Raw genomic sequence first — 15,794 nt, forward strand, 5'->3', positions numbered from 1 at the left:
CCTATTTGTCAATCGATCGATCGATCGGTTTTCGGGGTTTGAGATGGGCTCGGCAGGACAGGGGTCAAGGCGCTCGGCGATCGAGATCGCTGACGAAGTCGTCGAGGCCTACCTGTCCTCGGCGCGCGACGCGAGCGGCGAGGGCGCGTGGATGGCCCGCCTGCCCGGCGCCACAGCGACCGTGTCCGGCTTGCCGTACGCCAGCTACAACAGCGTGTTCGTGGAGCGCGGCGACGCCGATCCGAAAGTTGTCAGGGACCTTATCGGCCGGGTCGCCGCGAGCGGTCTGCCGGTCGGCCTGAAGACGCGGCCCAACCTGAGCGCCGCAGTCGAGGAGCTGGCGCGCCAGGAAGGCTTCGAGGTCGAGGAACGTCTGCCGCTGATGAGCTTGGAACAGGATGACTTCCGTCCGGCTGCGCCTTCGAACCTGCCGTTTCGCCGGCTCGGGCCGACTGAGGACCGCTTACACCTGCAACTCGTCGCGGACTCGCTGCAGGCGCCGGTCGAAGTGATCGGTGCGGTGATGTCCGAACGCAAGCAGGCCTCGCCGGCCTGGAAGACGTATCTTGGCGAGGCGGGAGGCGAGCTCGCGGTCACCGGCACGGCGGTGCGTTGTGCTGATCACGTCAACCTGATCTCCATCGCCACCGATCCGGGCCATCGCCGAATGGGTCACGCGGCGGCCTTGACCAGCCACATGGTCGAAGAGGCGTTCGCCGCCGGAGCGCGGCGGGTTTTCCTGCACTCATCGGAGATGGGCTACGGCCTCTACGAGCTTCTGGGCTTTCGGTTGCTGGAGCCGTGGTCGCTCTGGGCCAAGGTCAATTCAGATAGCTGAGCTGGTTGTCCCCTTCAGGGCGGGACGATAGGTTCGATCGATCACTCGATAGGATGAAGTCTTGCCTGCAAAACGATCTCCGGCCGCGGGTTCGGAAAAGGTCCAGGATACGGAGAGCACCCGCGACCGGGTGCTGCGCTCCGCTTTGGGGCTGTTCGCCAAGCAGGGCTTCAACGGCACAGGCATCCGCGACATCGCGAACGCCGCCGAGCTGAAGACGGCGACCCTGTACCACTACATGACCAACAAGGACGATCTCCTGGTGGAGATCATGTTCAGCGCGATCACGCCGCTGAACCGAGCCGCCGCACGGGTCGCCGCCGAGGTCGCTGATCCGGCCGCCCGCCTGGCGATCATCGTCGAGCAACACGTCTGGGCGCACGCCAGCGACCGGCTGCGGACCCTGGTCAGCGACACCGAGGTCCGGGCGTTGTCGGGCAAGCAGCGAAAGGACGTGCTGGCGTTGCGCGACGAGTACGAGAGCGCTTGGCGCGGGGCTGTCCGGTACGGGGTGGAGCAGGGCGTTTTCGAGGTCGCCCACGTCGACCTGGCCGCTCGGGCGCTGCTGCAGATGGCGACCGGCGTGTCGCACTGGTTTTCGCCGCGCGGCGAACTCAAGCTTGAGGACCTCTGCCGGGAGTATTCGGACTGGGCGCTGGCGATGGTCCGCGCGCAGACGGCCGACGGCGCGATCCGCCGGGCCGATCTGACCCTGCCGCCGCCGACCCGCTTCGTGAACGCCAACGCCTAGAGCGTGACGGCTTCCGGCTCAGGCGACTGAGCCGGAAAGGGGTCTAGATCCCGTTGAAGGTCGACCAGCGCCGCTCGTAGATCACCTCGCCCATGGCGGTGATCTTCCCCGAAATGTGCCGCCGGCCGAGTGTGGAGTAACCGGCGGTCTCCATGACGATATGCTCACCGCTGGTAAGCCGCATCTCGACGATGGCTCGGGTGCGCATCGAGGCCGCGGCCGGCTGGCTGTCCTCCATTTGGCCGCGGATCGAATGGTCGAGCCGGAACGTCCCGCCCTGCGGCAGGCGCAGGGTCATGTCGACTCCAGCCAGCACCTCGACGCCCTTTCGCGCTTCATCGCGGGTGATCCGGCAGACTGGCGCGGCGCTGATCATCCAGGGCGCGCTGATTGCCGGCGGTTTGTGCGGCGTGAATACCGTGGCCTCGCCGGCCTTCGGATCGGAGACCGGCACGGTGATAAACGACGGCGCACCCTCCGATGAGAACAGGGTGAAGGTCGGCGCCTCCGCCGTCGGCCAAAGACGCGGGAAGTCCGCGCCGGAGACCGTCCAGCGCAGCCGGTGGCCGGCCGGGATGCGGTACGCAGTGGGATAGAAGGGAATGTCGACGGTCTGGACCGGCGCCTCGCCGGCGACCGACGGGGGCAGGCGCAGCCAGCCGGACGTGATCAGGGTCGAGCGGTCGTCCGGGCCCACGTGGCAGAGCTTGATGCAGAGATGGGCTTCCTTGCCCTCCGCCACCTGGACGACTAGCCGGGCGCTGGGCGAACCGGTGATGTCGACCGCGTCGGGGAGCGCTTCAGAGGTGAAGCACATGGACTTCTCGTCGTCGCGACCCTGGTCGAAGGAACCCGCCAAGGTCAGGCCCATCGGATACCAGAGCCCGGCCTCGACCCCGACCAGGGATGGTGATGCGTAGGTCTCGCTGAGCGGCTTTGGCGCGGTGGCGAGGGTCCCGCCTGGTCCAGGACGCCGAACGAGTTCGGTCGCCCCATTCGGGGGCCATTGGTCGGCTGTTCGCCACTCGGCGGCGCCCTGCACGTAGTAGATGACCGGCGGCTGATCGACCTCTACCGGCCGGTCGGTCATCCAGCGATCGAACCAGCCGCGCAGTTCCTCCAGCCAGTCGAAGGGCGCCTCGAGGCTGGCGTCCGGGGCGGCGTGCGTCCAGGGGCCCACCAGAAGCCGCTTCTCGGCCTGGCAGCGGTCGTGGGCGTCGAACATCCCCTTGCAGAGCAGGTCGCGCCATCCCGACAGGAAGAAGCTGGGAACCTCGATGGACTCCACGTCAATCCGCCGCGATTGCCAGTACTCGTCATAGGTGGCGTGCGCCGGCCAGATCATCGAGGAGATCTCGCGATCGTCGAGGCGGGCCAGGCGTTCGCGCCAGACGTCCAGCCAGCGGCCGCCCGAGTCCTGCAGGCTGGGCGGCGCCAGTTCCTTGGCGACCACCAGCGCGCCCCAGGCCGCGGCCCCCAGAGCGTTGGGGCAGCCTCCCGGATAGACGAAGTCCTCGAAGATATCCGCCGCGCCGTAGACGCTGGCGATGGCCCGCAGCGAGGGCGGTCGACGGGTCGCCACGCCCAGCGCCTGCGCCCCGCCATAGGAGGAGCCCCAGACGCCCGTGCGGCCGTTGCACCATGGCTGGCGGGCGGCCCATTCGACGACCTCGGCGGCGTCGTCGAACTCGCGCTGGTCCCACGCCTGGTAGGAGCGGCCCAGCGAACTCCCATAGCCGCGGATATCGACCAGGACGGTCGCGTAGCCGGCTTGGGCGAAGAAGTCGCGGGCATGGGCGACGCCCGCGCCCATGAAGTCGTCCTTGCGGTAGGGGTAGAAGCTCAGCAAGGCCGGGAATGGACCGGGGCCGGCCGGAGTCACCAGGCTGACGGCGATCGTGGTCCCATCGGCAAGCTCCACGAGCAGGTTCTCTGGGATCGTGCCTGGAAATGCGGGGGCAGCGGACATCATGCCTTCTCCGTTTTGAGGTCTGGCGCCGGTCGGGCGTTCTGCCTGGCGCCGAGCCAGGGCGCCGCCTCCAGCAGGGTGCGGGTGTAGGGATGGCTGGGATCGCGGGTGACGGCTTCGGCCGGGCCGCTTTCGACGAGGCGGCCTGCACGCATGACCGCGATCTCATCACTGATGAAGCGGACCGCTGCGAGGTTGTGCGAAATGAAGACCAGGGTGAAGCCCAGCTCAGCGCGCAGGCGGGCCAGCAGGTTCAGGATCGCCGCCTGGACCGAAACGTCGAGCGCAGAGGTGATCTCGTCGGCGACGATCACCTGGGGCCGCGCCGCCAGCGCGCGGGCGATCGCCACCCGTTGCCGCTGGCCGCCGGAGAGCTGGCCGGGGCGCTGACGCCCGTGGGCCGGATCGAGCTCCACCTGGTCGAGGTGATGCTCCACCAGCGCCTCGGCCGCGCGGCCACGGATACCTCGCCCTTCCAACGCCTCGGAGATCGACTGGGCCGCGGTTCGCCGCGGGTCGAGTGCGGCGAGCGAGTTCTGAAAGACCAGTTGGATCGGGAATGGCTGGCCGCTGCGTCGCAGGGACGCCACATCCTGCCCATCGAGAAGGATCTGGCCGTCGCCGATCGGCAGCATCCCAGCGATGGCGCGCGCCAGCGAGGACTTCCCGCAGCCGGACTCCCCGACCAAGCCTAGAGCCGAGCCTCTCGCGGCCGTTAGGCTCACGCCGCCGACGGCCGTTCGCTCGGCCTGCCCCCGGCCATAGCGAATGGCGACGTCCTTGAGGACAAGGCCGTTCATCGCTGCTCTCCAGCCGGAGTGAGGGGCCGCCAGCAGGCGGCGCGCTGTCCTGGTGAATGGACGTCCAGCGGCGGCTCGTGCTCGCGGCATCGAGCGACCGCGTGCGCGCATCGCCCGGCGAACGCGCACCCGGCGCCAGCCTCGTCCGGACGGCGCGCGCGGCCACGCAGAGTGACCAGCGGGAGGCCGCGAGGGGTCCGCATGTCCAGCGTCGCATCGAGCAGGGCCTGGGTGTACGGGTGCGCCGGGCCCGCCAGGAGCTGATCGGCGCTTAGGTCTTCCACGATGCGGCCCGCATACATAACCAGAACCCGGTCGCAGGCCTGGGTGACAACCGCCAGGTCATGGGAGATCAGCAGCAGCCCGGCGCCGGCCTCCTCGCAGGCCCGGTCGATCAGGTCCAGCACCTGCTTCTGCACGGTCACGTCAAGGGCGGTGGTCGGCTCATCGGCGATCACAAGCCGGGGCTTGAGCATCAGCGCCATGGCGATCATCGCCCGTTGCAGCATGCCGCCGGAGAGCTCGTGGGGCCGCTGAGCGGCTCGCCGAGCCGGTGTGTCGATGGCGACCGCGCCCAAGCGATCGATCGCCCTGGCCAGACTGTCGCGTCGGCTCATGCCGTCATGCGTCGCTGCGACCTCGGCGATCTGGCGGCCGACCTTCAGCAGCGGATTGAACGCGCCGAGCGGGTCCTGGAAGACCATCGGCAAGCCGCCGGCGAGTAGGGTTCGCATGGCCTGGCGGTCGATCGCGTGCGGGCCGAGCAGGGGGCGGCCGGCAAAGGTCAGTAATTTCGCCTGCGCCTGCGCGCGCCCATCCAGCAACTGAGCGATGGCGAGCGCGGCCATGGTCTTGCCCGACCCGGACTCGCCGACAATCGCCACTCGCTCGCCGGGTCGGATCGCAAATGTCAGGCCGCGGACGATCTCGATGCGCGCGCCGCCAGGGGCGGACGCCGTGACGTGCAGGTCTTCGACCTGGAGCAGCGCGCCAGCGCTCGGCGCGGCGGCGGCCTCCGCGGTGATGCGCGCCGCCCCCCGGCTCGGGCCGGGGGGCTGAGCCTCTCGCAACCCCAACAGGATCGCCAGGGTTTCGCCGGCCAGGCTCAGTCCGACGCCGGCCAGGACGATGGCCGCCGCGGGCGCGAGCGCCGAAGCGGGGCTGACATAGATCCGGTTGAGGCCCTGGTTGAGAAGCGCGCCCCAATCGTAGTTTGGCGGCTGGACGCCGAGGCCAAGGAACGAGAGGCCGGCCAGGACGATGAGCGCGCTGCTGACGCCCATGACGCCGGTGACCAGCAGCGGTCCGGCGATGTTGGGCACGATGTGGCGGGTCAGGATCGTCAGCGGCTTCACCCCGAGCGCCCGGGCCGCGGACACGTAGTCGGCGTTCTGCACGCCGGCCGACAACGTGTGGGCAAGGCGGGCGAAGATCGGCGCGAGCGCGACGGCGATGGCCAAGGTCGCGCTCTTCACGCCCGCCCCGACGATGGCCGCGACGAACAGGGTCAGCAACAGGGCGGGGAAGGCCAGGGCCAGGTTGACGATGCTTGTGACGATCCGACCGACCCAGGGGGCGGTGACGGCCGGAAGAGCGCCGAGTCCTATGCCGACCGCGGCGCCGATGAGCGTGGCCAACAGGCTGAGCCCCAGGGACACCCGCGTGGCGGTGATGACGCGGGCCAGCAGGTCGCGGCCGAGTTCGTCGGTTCCGAGCAGATGCTGCGCGCTGGGGCCTTGGATGGCGGCGTCGAGATCGACATGCGCGGCGGTCGCTCCGAACAAGGCGGGGCCGAAGACCGCCACCGCCAGCAAGGCCAGGGCCGCCGCCGCGCCGGCGATGGCGGCTGGCGAGCGCGAAATACTAGCGAGATGTCCCGGACCGGCGATGCCCATCTCAGGCCTCGGCCAGTGCTGAGCGGGGGTCGAGGATGGCGACCAGCAGATCGACCGAGAAGTTGATCAGCAACACCATGGCGCCGAGCACCAGGATCACGCCCTGGGTCAGCGGATAGTCCTTCTGGGTGATCGACAGCACGATAGCCGATCCGAGGCCGGGCCAGGCGAAGACGCTCTCGATAAGCACGGTGCCCGCGACCAGGCCGCTCAGGATCAGGCCGGCGACCGTCAGCGTAGCGGTCATGCAGTTGGGCAGGGCGTGAACGACATAGGTGCGCCAGACGCCGAGGCGCTTGGCGCGCGCGGTGCGCATATAGTCTTCGCCCAGCACCCGCAGCCCTTCAGCCCGGACGACGCGGGCGAGGGCGGCGGCCGGTCCGATCGCCAGTGAAAGTATGGGCAGGACATAGGAGGCGGCGCCCGAGCGTCCCGCTACGGGCAACCAGGTCATCAGCACGGCGAAGGCGGCGGTCAACGCCACGGCTGTCACGAATTCGGGCATGGCAGTGAGCAGGCCGCTCACTGAATTGAAGGTCGTATCCACGCTGTGGCGGCGTCCGCCCCAGGTCAGGGCCGCGGCCGCCAGGCCCGAGGCAGTCCCCAGGACGAGGACCACCACCAGTCCGCCGCCGGCCAGGGCGAGGGTGGCCGGCAGCCGCTCGGCGATGATGCGGCCGACCGGCTCGCGGGTGCTGAACGATACGCCTAGATCGCCTCGCGCGAGCGCCTTCAGGTGCGCCAGGAACTGCTCGGGCAGCGGCCTGTCCAGGCCAAGCTGATGGCGGCGGGCGTCGACGAGTTCCTGCGGAGCCAGCATGCCCAGCGAACCGCGTACCGGATCGCCGGGGATCAGGTGGATCAGCAAGAACGCGATGGTCGCCAGCGCCGCCAGCGACAGAATGAGCCGCACGGCCCGCTTGGCGATGTCGCTGGCCGGCCGCATGCGCCCCTCAGGCTCCGCGCGCCGGCGCGAGGCGGTCGAGTACGAACTGCAGATAGGCGCGCGCGGCGATCATCATCTCGTCGATCTCGACCCACTCATCGAGGCTGTGGGCCTGAGCCAGCGAACCAGGGCCGTAGATGACAACCGGCGCCCCGAAATAGGCGGCGTCGGAACTGGCTGGAAAGCCGGTGATGGGCTGATCGCCGCCGCCTGAGCTGGCCACGGCCCGCTGGAAGCCGGCGATCACCTCCGCGTCGGTGTTCTCGTAGGGATCGACCGCCCACCAGGCGTCGGAGAGGCGCCAGCGGTTTTTGCATTGGCAGCGGCTCAGGCGCTCGCCAAGCAGGCTGTGCGCACTGGCCGGCGTCTCGCCAGGCAGGAGCCTGCGGCTGATCTCAACCTCGCAGCTCGAGGGCACGATATTGGGTTTCAGCCCGCCCCGGATCACGCCGATGTTCAGCACGCCGGGGCCCAGAAGCGGATGCTGGTTGGCCTTCAGTTCATCGGCGTGCTCGACGATCGGCTGCAACAAACCTGCGGCGGCGACGATAGCGTTGCTGCCTGCCTCCGGTACGCTGCCGTGGGTGGCCTCGCCGGCGACCTCGAGGGTGTAGGCCGCCAGTCCCTTGGCGGCGGTGCAGATCTTCAGTTCCGTCGGCTCGCCGATCACCACCAGCTCGGTGAGCGGCAGGGCGGGCCGCGCGGCCTTGGCGCCTTCCTGTCGGTACTCCTCGTCGCCGACGCCGGCGATCACAAGGTCGCCTTCGAGCGGCACGCCGGCCTCGGCCAGCGCCTCGGCGACCTCGATATAACAGGCGATCGCCGCCTTCATGTCGCAGGCGCCGCGTCCATGGATGCGGCCATCGGCGATCCGTGCCTCGAAGGGGCGCTCGTAGCCATCCACCTGCACGGTATCGAGGTGACCGGCGAACACGATCGCCTTGCGCTCGCCGCCGCTGTTGCGGGGGGCGGTGGCCAGGACGTTGGCGCGCCCGGGCTGATACTCGGTGACCGCCGCCGTCCACCCCAGCTGCCGAAGCCGCCGCTCCACATATCGCGCGGCAGCGACCTCGCCCATGTCGGGCTCCAGCTCCGACTGGCCGAAGGGATTTACGCTGGGCACGCCGATCAGGTCGGCCAGGGTCTGAGCCAGCCGGTCTCTGTTCAGCAGCGCCATGGGGGCGAGCGGGTCTTGCGCAGTCATCTGGCTCTCATCGGTCGATGGGCGAGGGGGGAAGCAGGCTTTGGCTTAGCCGGCCATGGTCAGGCCGCCGCTGACGCTGAGGATCTGCCCCGTCACGTGGCCGGGTTCCTCGACGAAATAGAGCACGGCGGCGGCGACATCGTCCGGCTGGGCCAGCTTGCGCAGCGGCGTGGCCCGGACCACGGCGTCCATGATCTTGTCGGCCGTGGCGTCGGTGCGGATCTCGTCGAGCAGCGGCGTCGCGGTCGGGCCGGGGCACACGCAGTTCACCAGCACGCCTGAGCGCGCCGCCTCGCGGGCGATGGCCTTGGTGAAGGCAATCACACCGCCCTTGCAGGCGGAGTAGGCGGCCTCGCCCGACGATCCGGCGCGGCCGGCGTCGCTGGCGACATTGACGAAGCGTCCGCCGCGCGAGCCCATGGCGTGCAGGGCCGCGTGCGTGACGTTGAAGACCCCGATCAGGTTGATGTTGACCAGGGTGGTCCAAAGCGCCGGGTCGTTGTCCAGGAACGGCTGTACGCGGTCCCAGCCGGCGTTGTTGACGACGATGTCGAGGTCGCCGAGGCGCTCGACTGTGGCGGCGACCGCGGCCTTCACCGCCTCGTAGTCGCTGACGTCGGTCGGAAGATAGAGGTCGGCGGGACCCGAGGCTGCGGGATCGCGATCAAGAACAGCGACCTTGGCGCCGCGGGCGATCAGTCTCTCGACGATCGCTGCGCCAATTCCCTTGGCTCCGCCGGTCACCAGCGCCACGCGACCCGTCAAAGGCCGATCGGCTTCACTAGGCATGTCTAATCTCCCTGCACGGGCGCCGGCCCGCGCGATCGTGGATCGAAATCTTCGGCGTCAGGCGTCACGCCCAGGGCTTTCAGCAGGTACTTGGCCGCCTTCTCAGTCTCGGTGCGCGGGATGGAGTCCGTGAGCCGCACGTAGCGGGGGACCATGTGGCGGGCGAGCAGGCCCGCCGCCCAATCGACCACGTCGCGGGCGGTCAGACCCGAGCCGGCACGCGGCACGACGCTGACCATCAGGTCCTCTTCCGTCAGCTCGCTGGGAACGCCGTAGGCGGCCGCTTCCATCACGTCGGGATGGGTCAGGAGGGCCTGTTCGACGTCGAACGCCGAGATGTTCTCGCCCCGGCGGCGGATCACGTCCTTCAGCCGGCCCACGAAGTAGAAGTAGCCGTCGGCGTCGCGCCGCACGATGTCGCCTGTATGGAACCACAGGTCGCGGAACGCCTCGGCGGTCGCCGCCGGGTCACCGTAGTAATTGCTGAGAATGATGTGCGGCTCTGCGGCGCGGACGACCAGTTCGCCGGGCTCGCCGACAGGAGCCTCAGCGCCATTGGCGTCGTGGATGCGGACGTCGAACGGGGCGACCGCGCGGCCGCAGCTGCCTGGACGCTTCGGGCCGCCGGGCGGGTTGTAGAGCACGATGCCGACGTCGCTGAGCCCGTAGACCTCGACCAGCTCGACACCGAACCGCACTTCGAAGGCGTCGGCCCAGGGCGGCGTGGGCACTCCCCATCCCAGCCGCAGGACGTGATCGCGGTCCCTTGGCGAAGGCGGCTGCTTGAACAGCATGGCCAACGTCGCGCCCATGAAGTCGAACAGCGTCGCCTCGTGGCGGCGGCAGTCGTCCCAGAAGGTCGACACCGAGAAGCGGGACGCCAGGGCGGCTGTCCCACCGGCCGCCAGCGCCGCGGCGACTGTGAAGATCGCGCCGTCCGCATGAAACAGCGGGAAGGGCGCAAAGAGCGTGTCGTCGGGCCCGACCTGAAGCTCCCGGCAGAATATCTCCGCCTGGCGCAGGACGTAGCGGTGCGGGATCGTGCAGCCCTTGCTGGGGCCGGTGGTGCCCGACGTGAACAGCAACATGGTGGTTTCGCCGGGCAGGGGCTCAATCAGGGCCGGTGCGTCGGCGGGCGAAAGCGCCAAGGTCTCGAACGGCGTCACCAGTTTGAGTGCGTCGCGTCCGACCCGCTCCATGTCGCCGCGCAGGAAGACCTGCCTGATGTTCGGCGCATCGGCCAGCGCCTCCCAGGCCGCCGGGGCCAGGGCGGCGTCGAGCAGGAGGGTGCGCGCGCCGGTCAGCCGCAGGGCGTGGGCCAGAGCCGGTCCGCGGAATCCGGTGTTGATCGGGACCTCGATCGCCCCCAGCCGGGTCAGCGCCAGCCAGGCGGCGACATAGTCGCAGCTCGTCTCGAAGAGGATGCAGACCGGATCGCCACGCCCGACCCCGGCCTGGGCGAGCCCGGCGGCCAGCGCGGCGGCGCGCTCATCGAGATCGCGATAGGAGACCACGTCGCTTTCGAACCGCAGAGCCGTCTTGGCCGGCGTGGCGAGGGCATGGCGGTGCAGCCGCCCGGCGAGGCTGAGGTCGGCCGCGAGCGGGTCAAGTCCAGCGGTGGTCACGACCGCCACTCCGGAGCGCGGGATGCGAAGTAGGACTCCACGCCTTCGCGTCCTTCATGCGACTCCCGGGCTGCGACGCAGGTCGCCGACTCGTCGATCAGCGCCGCGTCGAGCGCGTCCCGCAGCGGGGCGTTGAGCAGCCGCCGGGTCTCAGCGACGGCGCCGGGGCCGCCCTCTGCGAACTCCGCCGCCAGGGCCAGCGCCCGATCCATCAGGACTTGCGGGCCGACAATCTCGTCGATGAGCCCGGCTTCAACACACCAACGGGCGTCCATGCGGGCGCCGGAAAACAGCATGCGGCGCGCCCGCGCGGGCCCGACAAGGTGCGGCAGCAGCACTGTGGCGGCGTTGGTGGCGATCAGGCCAAGCTTCACTTCCGGAGTGCTGCAGGCGAAGTTCGGTGTGGCCAGGCGGATGTCGCAGGCCAGGGACAGCTCCAGGCCTGCGCCGTAGGCGGGCCCGTTGAATGCGCAGATCACCGGGTGCGTGCGGCGCAGAAGGCGAGCGGTGAGGCCCTGCAGCTCTTCGATCGACCGACGGAACTCCTCTGGGCTGGAGTCCCGCACGGTCTGTAGGTCGTCGCCGGCGCAGAACGAGGCGCCTTGGCCGGTGAGGATGACGGCGCGAATCGAAGGGTCGGCTTCAAGACGTTGAAGTTCCGCATGCAACGCCGCGAGCAGCGCCCGGTCGAGGGCGTTGTGGACGTGAGGGCGCTGCAGCCGAAGCACAGCCGTCGATCCCTCTGTCCAGGCGCCGAGTACGCCGCCATGTTTGCCGTCGGCCATTTTTCCCGCTCGTCATATTCCAGGCGTTATGCAACATCTATCGATCGATCGATCGAATGACAAGGAGTTTGCGATGGATTTCGAACGCTACGCTCGACTCAAGCCGAGTCTGAATGAAGCCGGGGTGCTGGAGCTGGTGCTGGACGTGCCGGGCAAGCTCAACGCAGTGGACGGCGAGTTGCATAAGGATCTGGTCGATGTGTGGCGTGACATCGACGCGGACCCGCGTGTCCGCGCGGTGCTGATCCGCGCCGAAGGCCGCGCATTTTCGGCCGGCGGCGAAATGGAATGGGTTCAGACTTTCACGGAGAGCTTCGAGGCGCGCGCCCGCGGGTTCCGTGAGGCCCGTGAACTGGTCCACAACATGGTGAACTGCTGCAAGCCGACAGTCTCAGCGATCAATGGCATCGCCGTCGGCGCCGGCCTCACGCTGGCGGTGCTGACCGATGTGCCGATCGCGGGGCGCTCTGCAGTGCTCATGGACGGGCACACCCGCATCGGGGTGGCGGCGGGCGACCAGGGCTTGCTCTGGCCGATCTTGTGCGGGCTGACCCGCGCCAAATATCATCTGCTGCTGTGCGAGCGGGTCGATGGCGAGACCGCCGAACGCATCGGACTTGTGGCGCTTTGCGTGGAAGACGCTGAACTGCTTGAGCGTGCGAGAGAGGTCGCTCTGCGACTGGCGACGGGGTCGCAGACTGCGATCAGATGGACCAAGCATGCGCTTAACAGCTGGCTGCGGCAGGCGCTTCCGGCCTTCGACTCATCTCTGGCCATGGAGTTCCTCGGCTTCAGCGGCCCGGATGCGCAGGAGGGGTTGGCTGCCGTGCGCGAGCGGCGGGCGCCTGTGTTTACCGGTCCGACGGATGACCCCGTCTGACGCCCGGGAGGTCGAGGCCAGAGGCGCGTTGGTCAGAGTGCTGCGAGTGTCGTCACTGACGCGCCCGCTCCGCAGATGCGCGTGACCTCGCAGCATGCGCCGTGAGGATCAAATGCCACCAATTTTCGAAAAATTGGTGGGTGCAGTAGGATTCGAACCTACGACCCGCTGATTAAGAGTCAGCTGCTCTACCAACTGAGCTATGCACCCGTATCGCCGGCTGGGCATTTGCATGCCCGGCGGCGAGGCGGCGGAACATACTCAAAGCCTCACCGAAAGCAAGGGCTCGATAGGGGGAATTTTCATGGCGAAGCGCGACCTCACCGGAGCTGTTGATTTCCAATACCTTGAGGGCTTCACGGCCGGCGACGGCGATGTGATCGACGAGATCCTCGGCCTGTTCCGCCAGCAGGCGGCGATCTGGTCGAATCTCCTGGACCCTGAGTCGGAGGGCTGGCGCGACGCGCTGCACACCATCAAGGGCGCCTCGCGGGGAATCGGCGCCTTCCAGCTTGGAGACGCGTGCGCGCGCGCCGAGGCCGAAGGCCCCAGCGGCATCGATGCGGTGCGGGACGCGCTGGACGCGGCGTTGGCCGACGTGGCGGCCTACGCCCACGAGCGGGCGCTTCAGTCGCTGCGCTCGCCGCGCAGCTGATCCCAGACGCCGAACTCGTAGGCGATGCACCGGTCGATCAAGGTGCGCCACACGGGTTCGGCGATCTCCTCGGAGAGACCTGCCTCGCGCGCCGACGCCTTGACCTTGGTCACGACGTCCTCGATCCGTCCCTTGTCCAGCACGGTGTTGCGGTCGGTCTTGATGCGGGCGGCGGCGTCCATGTAGCGCTGGCGCTCGGCCAGCATCAGGACAAGCGCGCGGTCCAGAGCGTCGACGCCCTTGCGGACGTCGAGCATGGTCTCGCAGTCGGCCGGCAGCGGCCGCTCATCAACAGCAATTTTCATGGGCGTGTAGGACTAAATCCCGGCCCCGTTGTCCAGGGCTCTCAGCGCCGCTTCGTGCGCTTCGGCCTCGGCGGCGATCCAGTTGATGAACGCCTTGACCTGCGGAAGCCGCCCCTTGGCCTTCGGGTGGACGACGTAATAGGCGAAGTCGACCGCCGTCGCGATCTGCAGCGGGGCGATCAGACGTCCGGCGTCCAGGTCGGCCTGGGCCAGGGTGCGCTTGGCCAGCGCCACGCCGCGGCCGTTCACCGCCGCCTCGATCACCAGGCTCGACTGGTTGAAGCGCGGGCCGCGGGCGCCGTCGATGCCGCGCAGGCCGCGCGCCGCCAGCCACATGGTCCAGTCGGGGCAGGAATCGTCCGGCTCGGGCGAGCCGTCGTGCAGCAGCACATGATTGGCCAGGTCGGCCGGATCATTGAGTGCGTTCGTCGTCGCAAGTTCCGGAGAAATCACCGGAATCACGGTTTCGCCGATCAACCGGCGAACCTCGAGGCCGGGATAGCGGCCGGCTCCGTAGCGGATCGCCACGTCGACCTCGCCGGCGGTCAGGTCGACCAGTTCCAGGCCGGCCGACAGCCAGACGTCGACCTGCGGGTGCAGTTCTTCGAACCGGCCCAATCGCGGCACCAGCCACTTGGCCGCGAACGAGGGCGCTGCGGTCAGGGTCAGCCGCCGGCCGTCCACCGCCGCGGTCAGCATCGAGGCCGCCTCGGCCAGCCGGTCGAAGGCTTCGCGCAGGGCGGGCAGGGCGGTCTGGGCCGCGTCAGTCAGCAGCAGGCCCTTGGGAGTGCGCTTGAACAGCGCCGCGCCCACATAGTCCTCGAGGTTCTGAATCTGTTGACTGACCGCCCCAGGGGTCACCGACAGCTCGTCGGCGGCCCTTGAGAAATTCAGGTGACGCGCCGCGGCCTCGAACGCCCGCAAGGCGTTGAGTGGCGGCAATCGTCGGCGTTCGGAGTTGCGCTCCATCGAGTTTTCCTGACACCCCCGGCAGAAGTACTTGGGTTGCGAATTGGCCCCTTCGCGACCAATTTGCAACCGTCCGCCGAGGTATCGGCCCTTTTCGTCGGCGGATAAATCGGCGGGGCGGGTGAAAGCCCGTCCCGCTCTGATTTTCAAGCCTGGTGTTTAGAGAAGCTAAAAACAATGCGCCACCGCAAGCCCAAAAACGAGGAGAGCAATCGCCTCGTCGTCCTGGGCGGCCCGCGCCGCCGCCCGACCGGCGAGGTGTGGCTGGTCGGCGCCGGTCCCGGCGACCCCGAGCTCCTGACCATCAAGGCCCTCAAGGTTCTGCAGGGCGCCGAGGTGGTGGTCCACGACGGCCTGGTCTCCGATGAGATCCTCGATCTGGCCCCGGGCTCGGCCCGCCGGATCAGCGTCGCCAAGCGCAAGTCGCGCCACTCCTACGCCCAGGAAGAGATCAACCGCATGCTGGTCGCCTTCGCCCAGGAGGGGCTGAAGGTGGTGCGCCTGAAGGGCGGCGATCCGTTCATCTTCGGCCGCGGCGGCGAGGAACTGGAAGCCTGCCGCGCGGCCGGCGTGCCTTGCCACATCGTGCCCGGCGTCACTGCGGCCCTGGCGGCGAGCGCCAACGCCGGCGCGCCGCTGACCCATCGCGGGTCGGCCCAGGCGGTGACCTTCGTTACCGGCCATGCGGCCTCGGGCGGCGACCCGGATCTGGACTGGGAGAGCCTGGCCAAGGCCAACCAGACCGTCGTGATCTACATGGGCGTCTCGACCGCGGCCGGCATAGCCGCGCGGCTGATCGGCGCGGGCCGCAACGGCTCGACCCCGGCCCTGATCGTCGAAAACGCCAGCCGCGCCGACGAGCGCCGCATCGTCACCACACTGGCCGGCCTGCCGCAGGCCGCCGAGGTGGTGGCCGGTCCGGCCCTGCTGATCGTCGGCGAGTCGATGGCGTTGGCCCAAGCCGGCGGCGGCGAGGCGCAGGAAATCGAAGCTCGGTCCGCCGAGCTGGGAGTGAAGTGATGAAAGCCCTGACCGGAAACCGCCTGACCGACGGCGAGGTCGTCTTCTGGAACGCTGGCCAGTGGGTCGAGCGCTTCGTCGACGCCGAGCGGTTCGCCGACGCCGAGGCAGGCGAGGCCGCCGAGGCCCACGCCAAGTCGCAGCAGACCGTGGTCGTCGACCCCTATCTGATCGACCTGGTGGAAAGCGAAGGCCTCTGGGCGCCGCTCAGCTATCGCGAGCGCCTGCGGGCGCTGGGTCCGACCAACCACCTTCACCACGGCAAGCAGGCTGAGGGCGGCGCCGCCATCGAAGCCCTGCAGCACGCGTCCGGCGCGGCCCGCTCGACCGGCCGTGTCAACCTGATCAAGCGCTAGGAGGGGA

16 protein-coding genes and 1 tRNA gene are annotated in these 15,794 nt (G+C 69.0%); 6 read left to right on the forward strand and 11 right to left on the reverse strand.

The window, feature by feature from the left end; genetic code table 11:
• Nucleotides 1-43 precede the first annotated feature (43 nt).
• Nucleotides 44-838: a GNAT family N-acetyltransferase gene (locus AC1DQJ_RS00390; protein ID WP_477599151.1), complete on the forward strand. Its 795-nt coding sequence runs from the start codon at nt 44-46 to the stop codon at nt 836-838.
• A gap of 61 nt (nt 839-899) precedes the next feature.
• The gene (locus AC1DQJ_RS00395; protein WP_477599152.1) at nt 900-1,589 is read left to right on the forward strand and encodes a TetR/AcrR family transcriptional regulator; all 690 of its coding nucleotides are present in this window, start codon (nt 900-902) and stop codon (nt 1,587-1,589) included.
• Between the two features lie 43 nt (nt 1,590-1,632).
• On the opposite strand, the gene AC1DQJ_RS00400 is transcribed toward AC1DQJ_RS00395, so the two are convergent.
• From AC1DQJ_RS00400 to AC1DQJ_RS00435, 8 genes are read right to left on the reverse strand one after another with little or no spacing between them, the layout of a single operon-like run.
• Entirely contained in the window at nt 1,633-3,558 is a 1,926-nt protein-coding gene (locus tag AC1DQJ_RS00400) for a CocE/NonD family hydrolase (protein WP_477599154.1), read from the reverse strand.
• Nucleotides 3,558-4,358, reverse strand: coding sequence for an ABC transporter ATP-binding protein (locus tag AC1DQJ_RS00405; RefSeq protein ID WP_477599156.1), 801 nt, complete (start codon nt 4,356-4,358; stop codon nt 3,558-3,560). The genes AC1DQJ_RS00400 and AC1DQJ_RS00405 overlap by 1 nt, the downstream gene beginning before the upstream one ends.
• A complete protein-coding gene (locus AC1DQJ_RS00410; RefSeq protein ID WP_477599158.1) occupies nt 4,355-6,253 on the reverse strand; it encodes a dipeptide/oligopeptide/nickel ABC transporter permease/ATP-binding protein in 1,899 nt (632 codons plus the stop codon). Before AC1DQJ_RS00410 ends, AC1DQJ_RS00405 begins: the two co-directional genes overlap by 4 nt.
• A gap of 1 nt (nt 6,254) precedes the next feature.
• Complete coding sequence (locus AC1DQJ_RS00415; RefSeq protein ID WP_477599160.1) at nt 6,255-7,199, reverse strand: ABC transporter permease; 945 nt, start codon at nt 7,197-7,199, stop codon at nt 6,255-6,257.
• 7 nt (nt 7,200-7,206) lie between these two features.
• Nucleotides 7,207-8,403: a M20 family metallopeptidase gene (locus tag AC1DQJ_RS00420; protein WP_477599162.1), complete on the reverse strand. Its 1,197-nt coding sequence runs from the start codon at nt 8,401-8,403 to the stop codon at nt 7,207-7,209.
• A gap of 45 nt (nt 8,404-8,448) precedes the next feature.
• On the reverse strand, nt 8,449-9,192 hold the full coding sequence (locus AC1DQJ_RS00425; RefSeq protein ID WP_477599164.1) for an SDR family NAD(P)-dependent oxidoreductase: 744 nt from the start codon (nt 9,190-9,192) through the stop codon (nt 8,449-8,451).
• Between the two features lie 2 nt (nt 9,193-9,194).
• Nucleotides 9,195-10,817 carry an AMP-binding protein gene (locus AC1DQJ_RS00430; protein WP_477599166.1) on the reverse strand — a complete coding sequence of 541 codons (1,623 nt, stop codon included), beginning with the start codon at nt 10,815-10,817 and terminating at the stop codon, nt 9,195-9,197.
• Nucleotides 10,814-11,602, reverse strand: a complete 789-nt coding sequence (locus AC1DQJ_RS00435; RefSeq protein WP_477599168.1) for an enoyl-CoA hydratase/isomerase family protein — start codon at nt 11,600-11,602, stop codon at nt 10,814-10,816. The genes AC1DQJ_RS00430 and AC1DQJ_RS00435 overlap by 4 nt, the downstream gene beginning before the upstream one ends.
• Nucleotides 11,603-11,675: 73 nt before the next feature.
• Between AC1DQJ_RS00435 and AC1DQJ_RS00440 the strand changes: the two genes are divergently transcribed.
• Nucleotides 11,676-12,482 (forward strand): enoyl-CoA hydratase/isomerase family protein, encoded by an 807-nt coding sequence (locus AC1DQJ_RS00440; protein WP_477599170.1) that lies wholly within the window; start codon nt 11,676-11,678, stop codon nt 12,480-12,482.
• 134 nt (nt 12,483-12,616) lie between these two features.
• Here AC1DQJ_RS00440 and AC1DQJ_RS00445 read toward each other — a convergent pair.
• Nucleotides 12,617-12,692: transfer RNA gene (locus tag AC1DQJ_RS00445), tRNA-Lys, on the reverse strand.
• A 94-nt stretch (nt 12,693-12,786) separates the two neighbouring features.
• Between AC1DQJ_RS00445 and AC1DQJ_RS00450 the strand changes: the two genes are divergently transcribed.
• Nucleotides 12,787-13,137 carry an Hpt domain-containing protein gene (locus AC1DQJ_RS00450; protein WP_477599721.1) on the forward strand — a complete coding sequence of 117 codons (351 nt, stop codon included), beginning with the start codon at nt 12,787-12,789 and terminating at the stop codon, nt 13,135-13,137.
• Here AC1DQJ_RS00450 and AC1DQJ_RS00455 read toward each other — a convergent pair.
• Together AC1DQJ_RS00455 and gcvA are read right to left on the reverse strand one after the other, a co-directional pair.
• Complete coding sequence (locus AC1DQJ_RS00455; protein ID WP_477599172.1) at nt 13,110-13,442, reverse strand: chorismate mutase; 333 nt, start codon at nt 13,440-13,442, stop codon at nt 13,110-13,112. The two genes, AC1DQJ_RS00450 and AC1DQJ_RS00455, sit on opposite strands and share 28 nt — an antisense overlap.
• A 12-nt stretch (nt 13,443-13,454) precedes the next feature.
• Nucleotides 13,455-14,411 carry a transcriptional regulator GcvA gene (gcvA, locus tag AC1DQJ_RS00460; RefSeq protein WP_477599174.1) on the reverse strand — a complete coding sequence of 319 codons (957 nt, stop codon included), beginning with the start codon at nt 14,409-14,411 and terminating at the stop codon, nt 13,455-13,457.
• Between the two features lie 177 nt (nt 14,412-14,588).
• Between gcvA and cobA the strand changes: the two genes are divergently transcribed.
• The gene (gene cobA / locus AC1DQJ_RS00465) at nt 14,589-15,431 is read left to right on the forward strand and encodes a uroporphyrinogen-III C-methyltransferase (protein WP_477599176.1); all 843 of its coding nucleotides are present in this window, start codon (nt 14,589-14,591) and stop codon (nt 15,429-15,431) included.
• Entirely contained in the window at nt 15,431-15,787 is a 357-nt protein-coding gene (locus AC1DQJ_RS00470) for a DUF2849 domain-containing protein (protein WP_477599178.1), read from the forward strand. Before cobA ends, AC1DQJ_RS00470 begins: the two co-directional genes overlap by 1 nt.
• Nucleotides 15,788-15,794: the final 7 nt, after the last annotated feature.

This window comes from Phenylobacterium sp. P4_E10 (assembly GCF_056401675.1).

Bases quoted from the DNA above. Each gene is read 5' to 3' on its own strand.
- AC1DQJ_RS00390 (WP_477599151.1), top strand. From the start codon at position 44: ATGGGCTCGGCAGGACAGGGGTCAAGGCGCTCGGCGATCGAGATCGCT.
- AC1DQJ_RS00400 (WP_477599154.1), bottom strand. From the start codon at position 3,558: ATGTCCGCTGCCCCCGCATTTCCAGGCACGATCCCAGAGAACCTGCTC.
- AC1DQJ_RS00405 (WP_477599156.1), bottom strand. From the start codon at position 4,358: ATGAACGGCCTTGTCCTCAAGGACGTCGCCATTCGCTATGGCCGGGGG.
- AC1DQJ_RS00410 (WP_477599158.1), bottom strand. From the start codon at position 6,253: ATGGGCATCGCCGGTCCGGGACATCTCGCTAGTATTTCGCGCTCGCCA.
- AC1DQJ_RS00415 (WP_477599160.1), bottom strand. From the start codon at position 7,199: ATGCGGCCGGCCAGCGACATCGCCAAGCGGGCCGTGCGGCTCATTCTG.
- AC1DQJ_RS00420 (WP_477599162.1), bottom strand. From the start codon at position 8,403: ATGACTGCGCAAGACCCGCTCGCCCCCATGGCGCTGCTGAACAGAGAC.
- AC1DQJ_RS00425 (WP_477599164.1), bottom strand. From the start codon at position 9,192: ATGCCTAGTGAAGCCGATCGGCCTTTGACGGGTCGCGTGGCGCTGGTG.
- AC1DQJ_RS00435 (WP_477599168.1), bottom strand. From the start codon at position 11,602: ATGGCCGACGGCAAACATGGCGGCGTACTCGGCGCCTGGACAGAGGGA.
- AC1DQJ_RS00440 (WP_477599170.1), top strand. From the start codon at position 11,676: ATGGATTTCGAACGCTACGCTCGACTCAAGCCGAGTCTGAATGAAGCC.
- AC1DQJ_RS00450 (WP_477599721.1), top strand. From the start codon at position 12,787: ATGGCGAAGCGCGACCTCACCGGAGCTGTTGATTTCCAATACCTTGAG.
- AC1DQJ_RS00455 (WP_477599172.1), bottom strand. From the start codon at position 13,442: ATGAAAATTGCTGTTGATGAGCGGCCGCTGCCGGCCGACTGCGAGACC.
- gcvA (WP_477599174.1), bottom strand. From the start codon at position 14,411: ATGGAGCGCAACTCCGAACGCCGACGATTGCCGCCACTCAACGCCTTG.
- cobA (WP_477599176.1), top strand. From the start codon at position 14,589: ATGCGCCACCGCAAGCCCAAAAACGAGGAGAGCAATCGCCTCGTCGTC.
- AC1DQJ_RS00470 (WP_477599178.1), top strand. From the start codon at position 15,431: ATGAAAGCCCTGACCGGAAACCGCCTGACCGACGGCGAGGTCGTCTTC.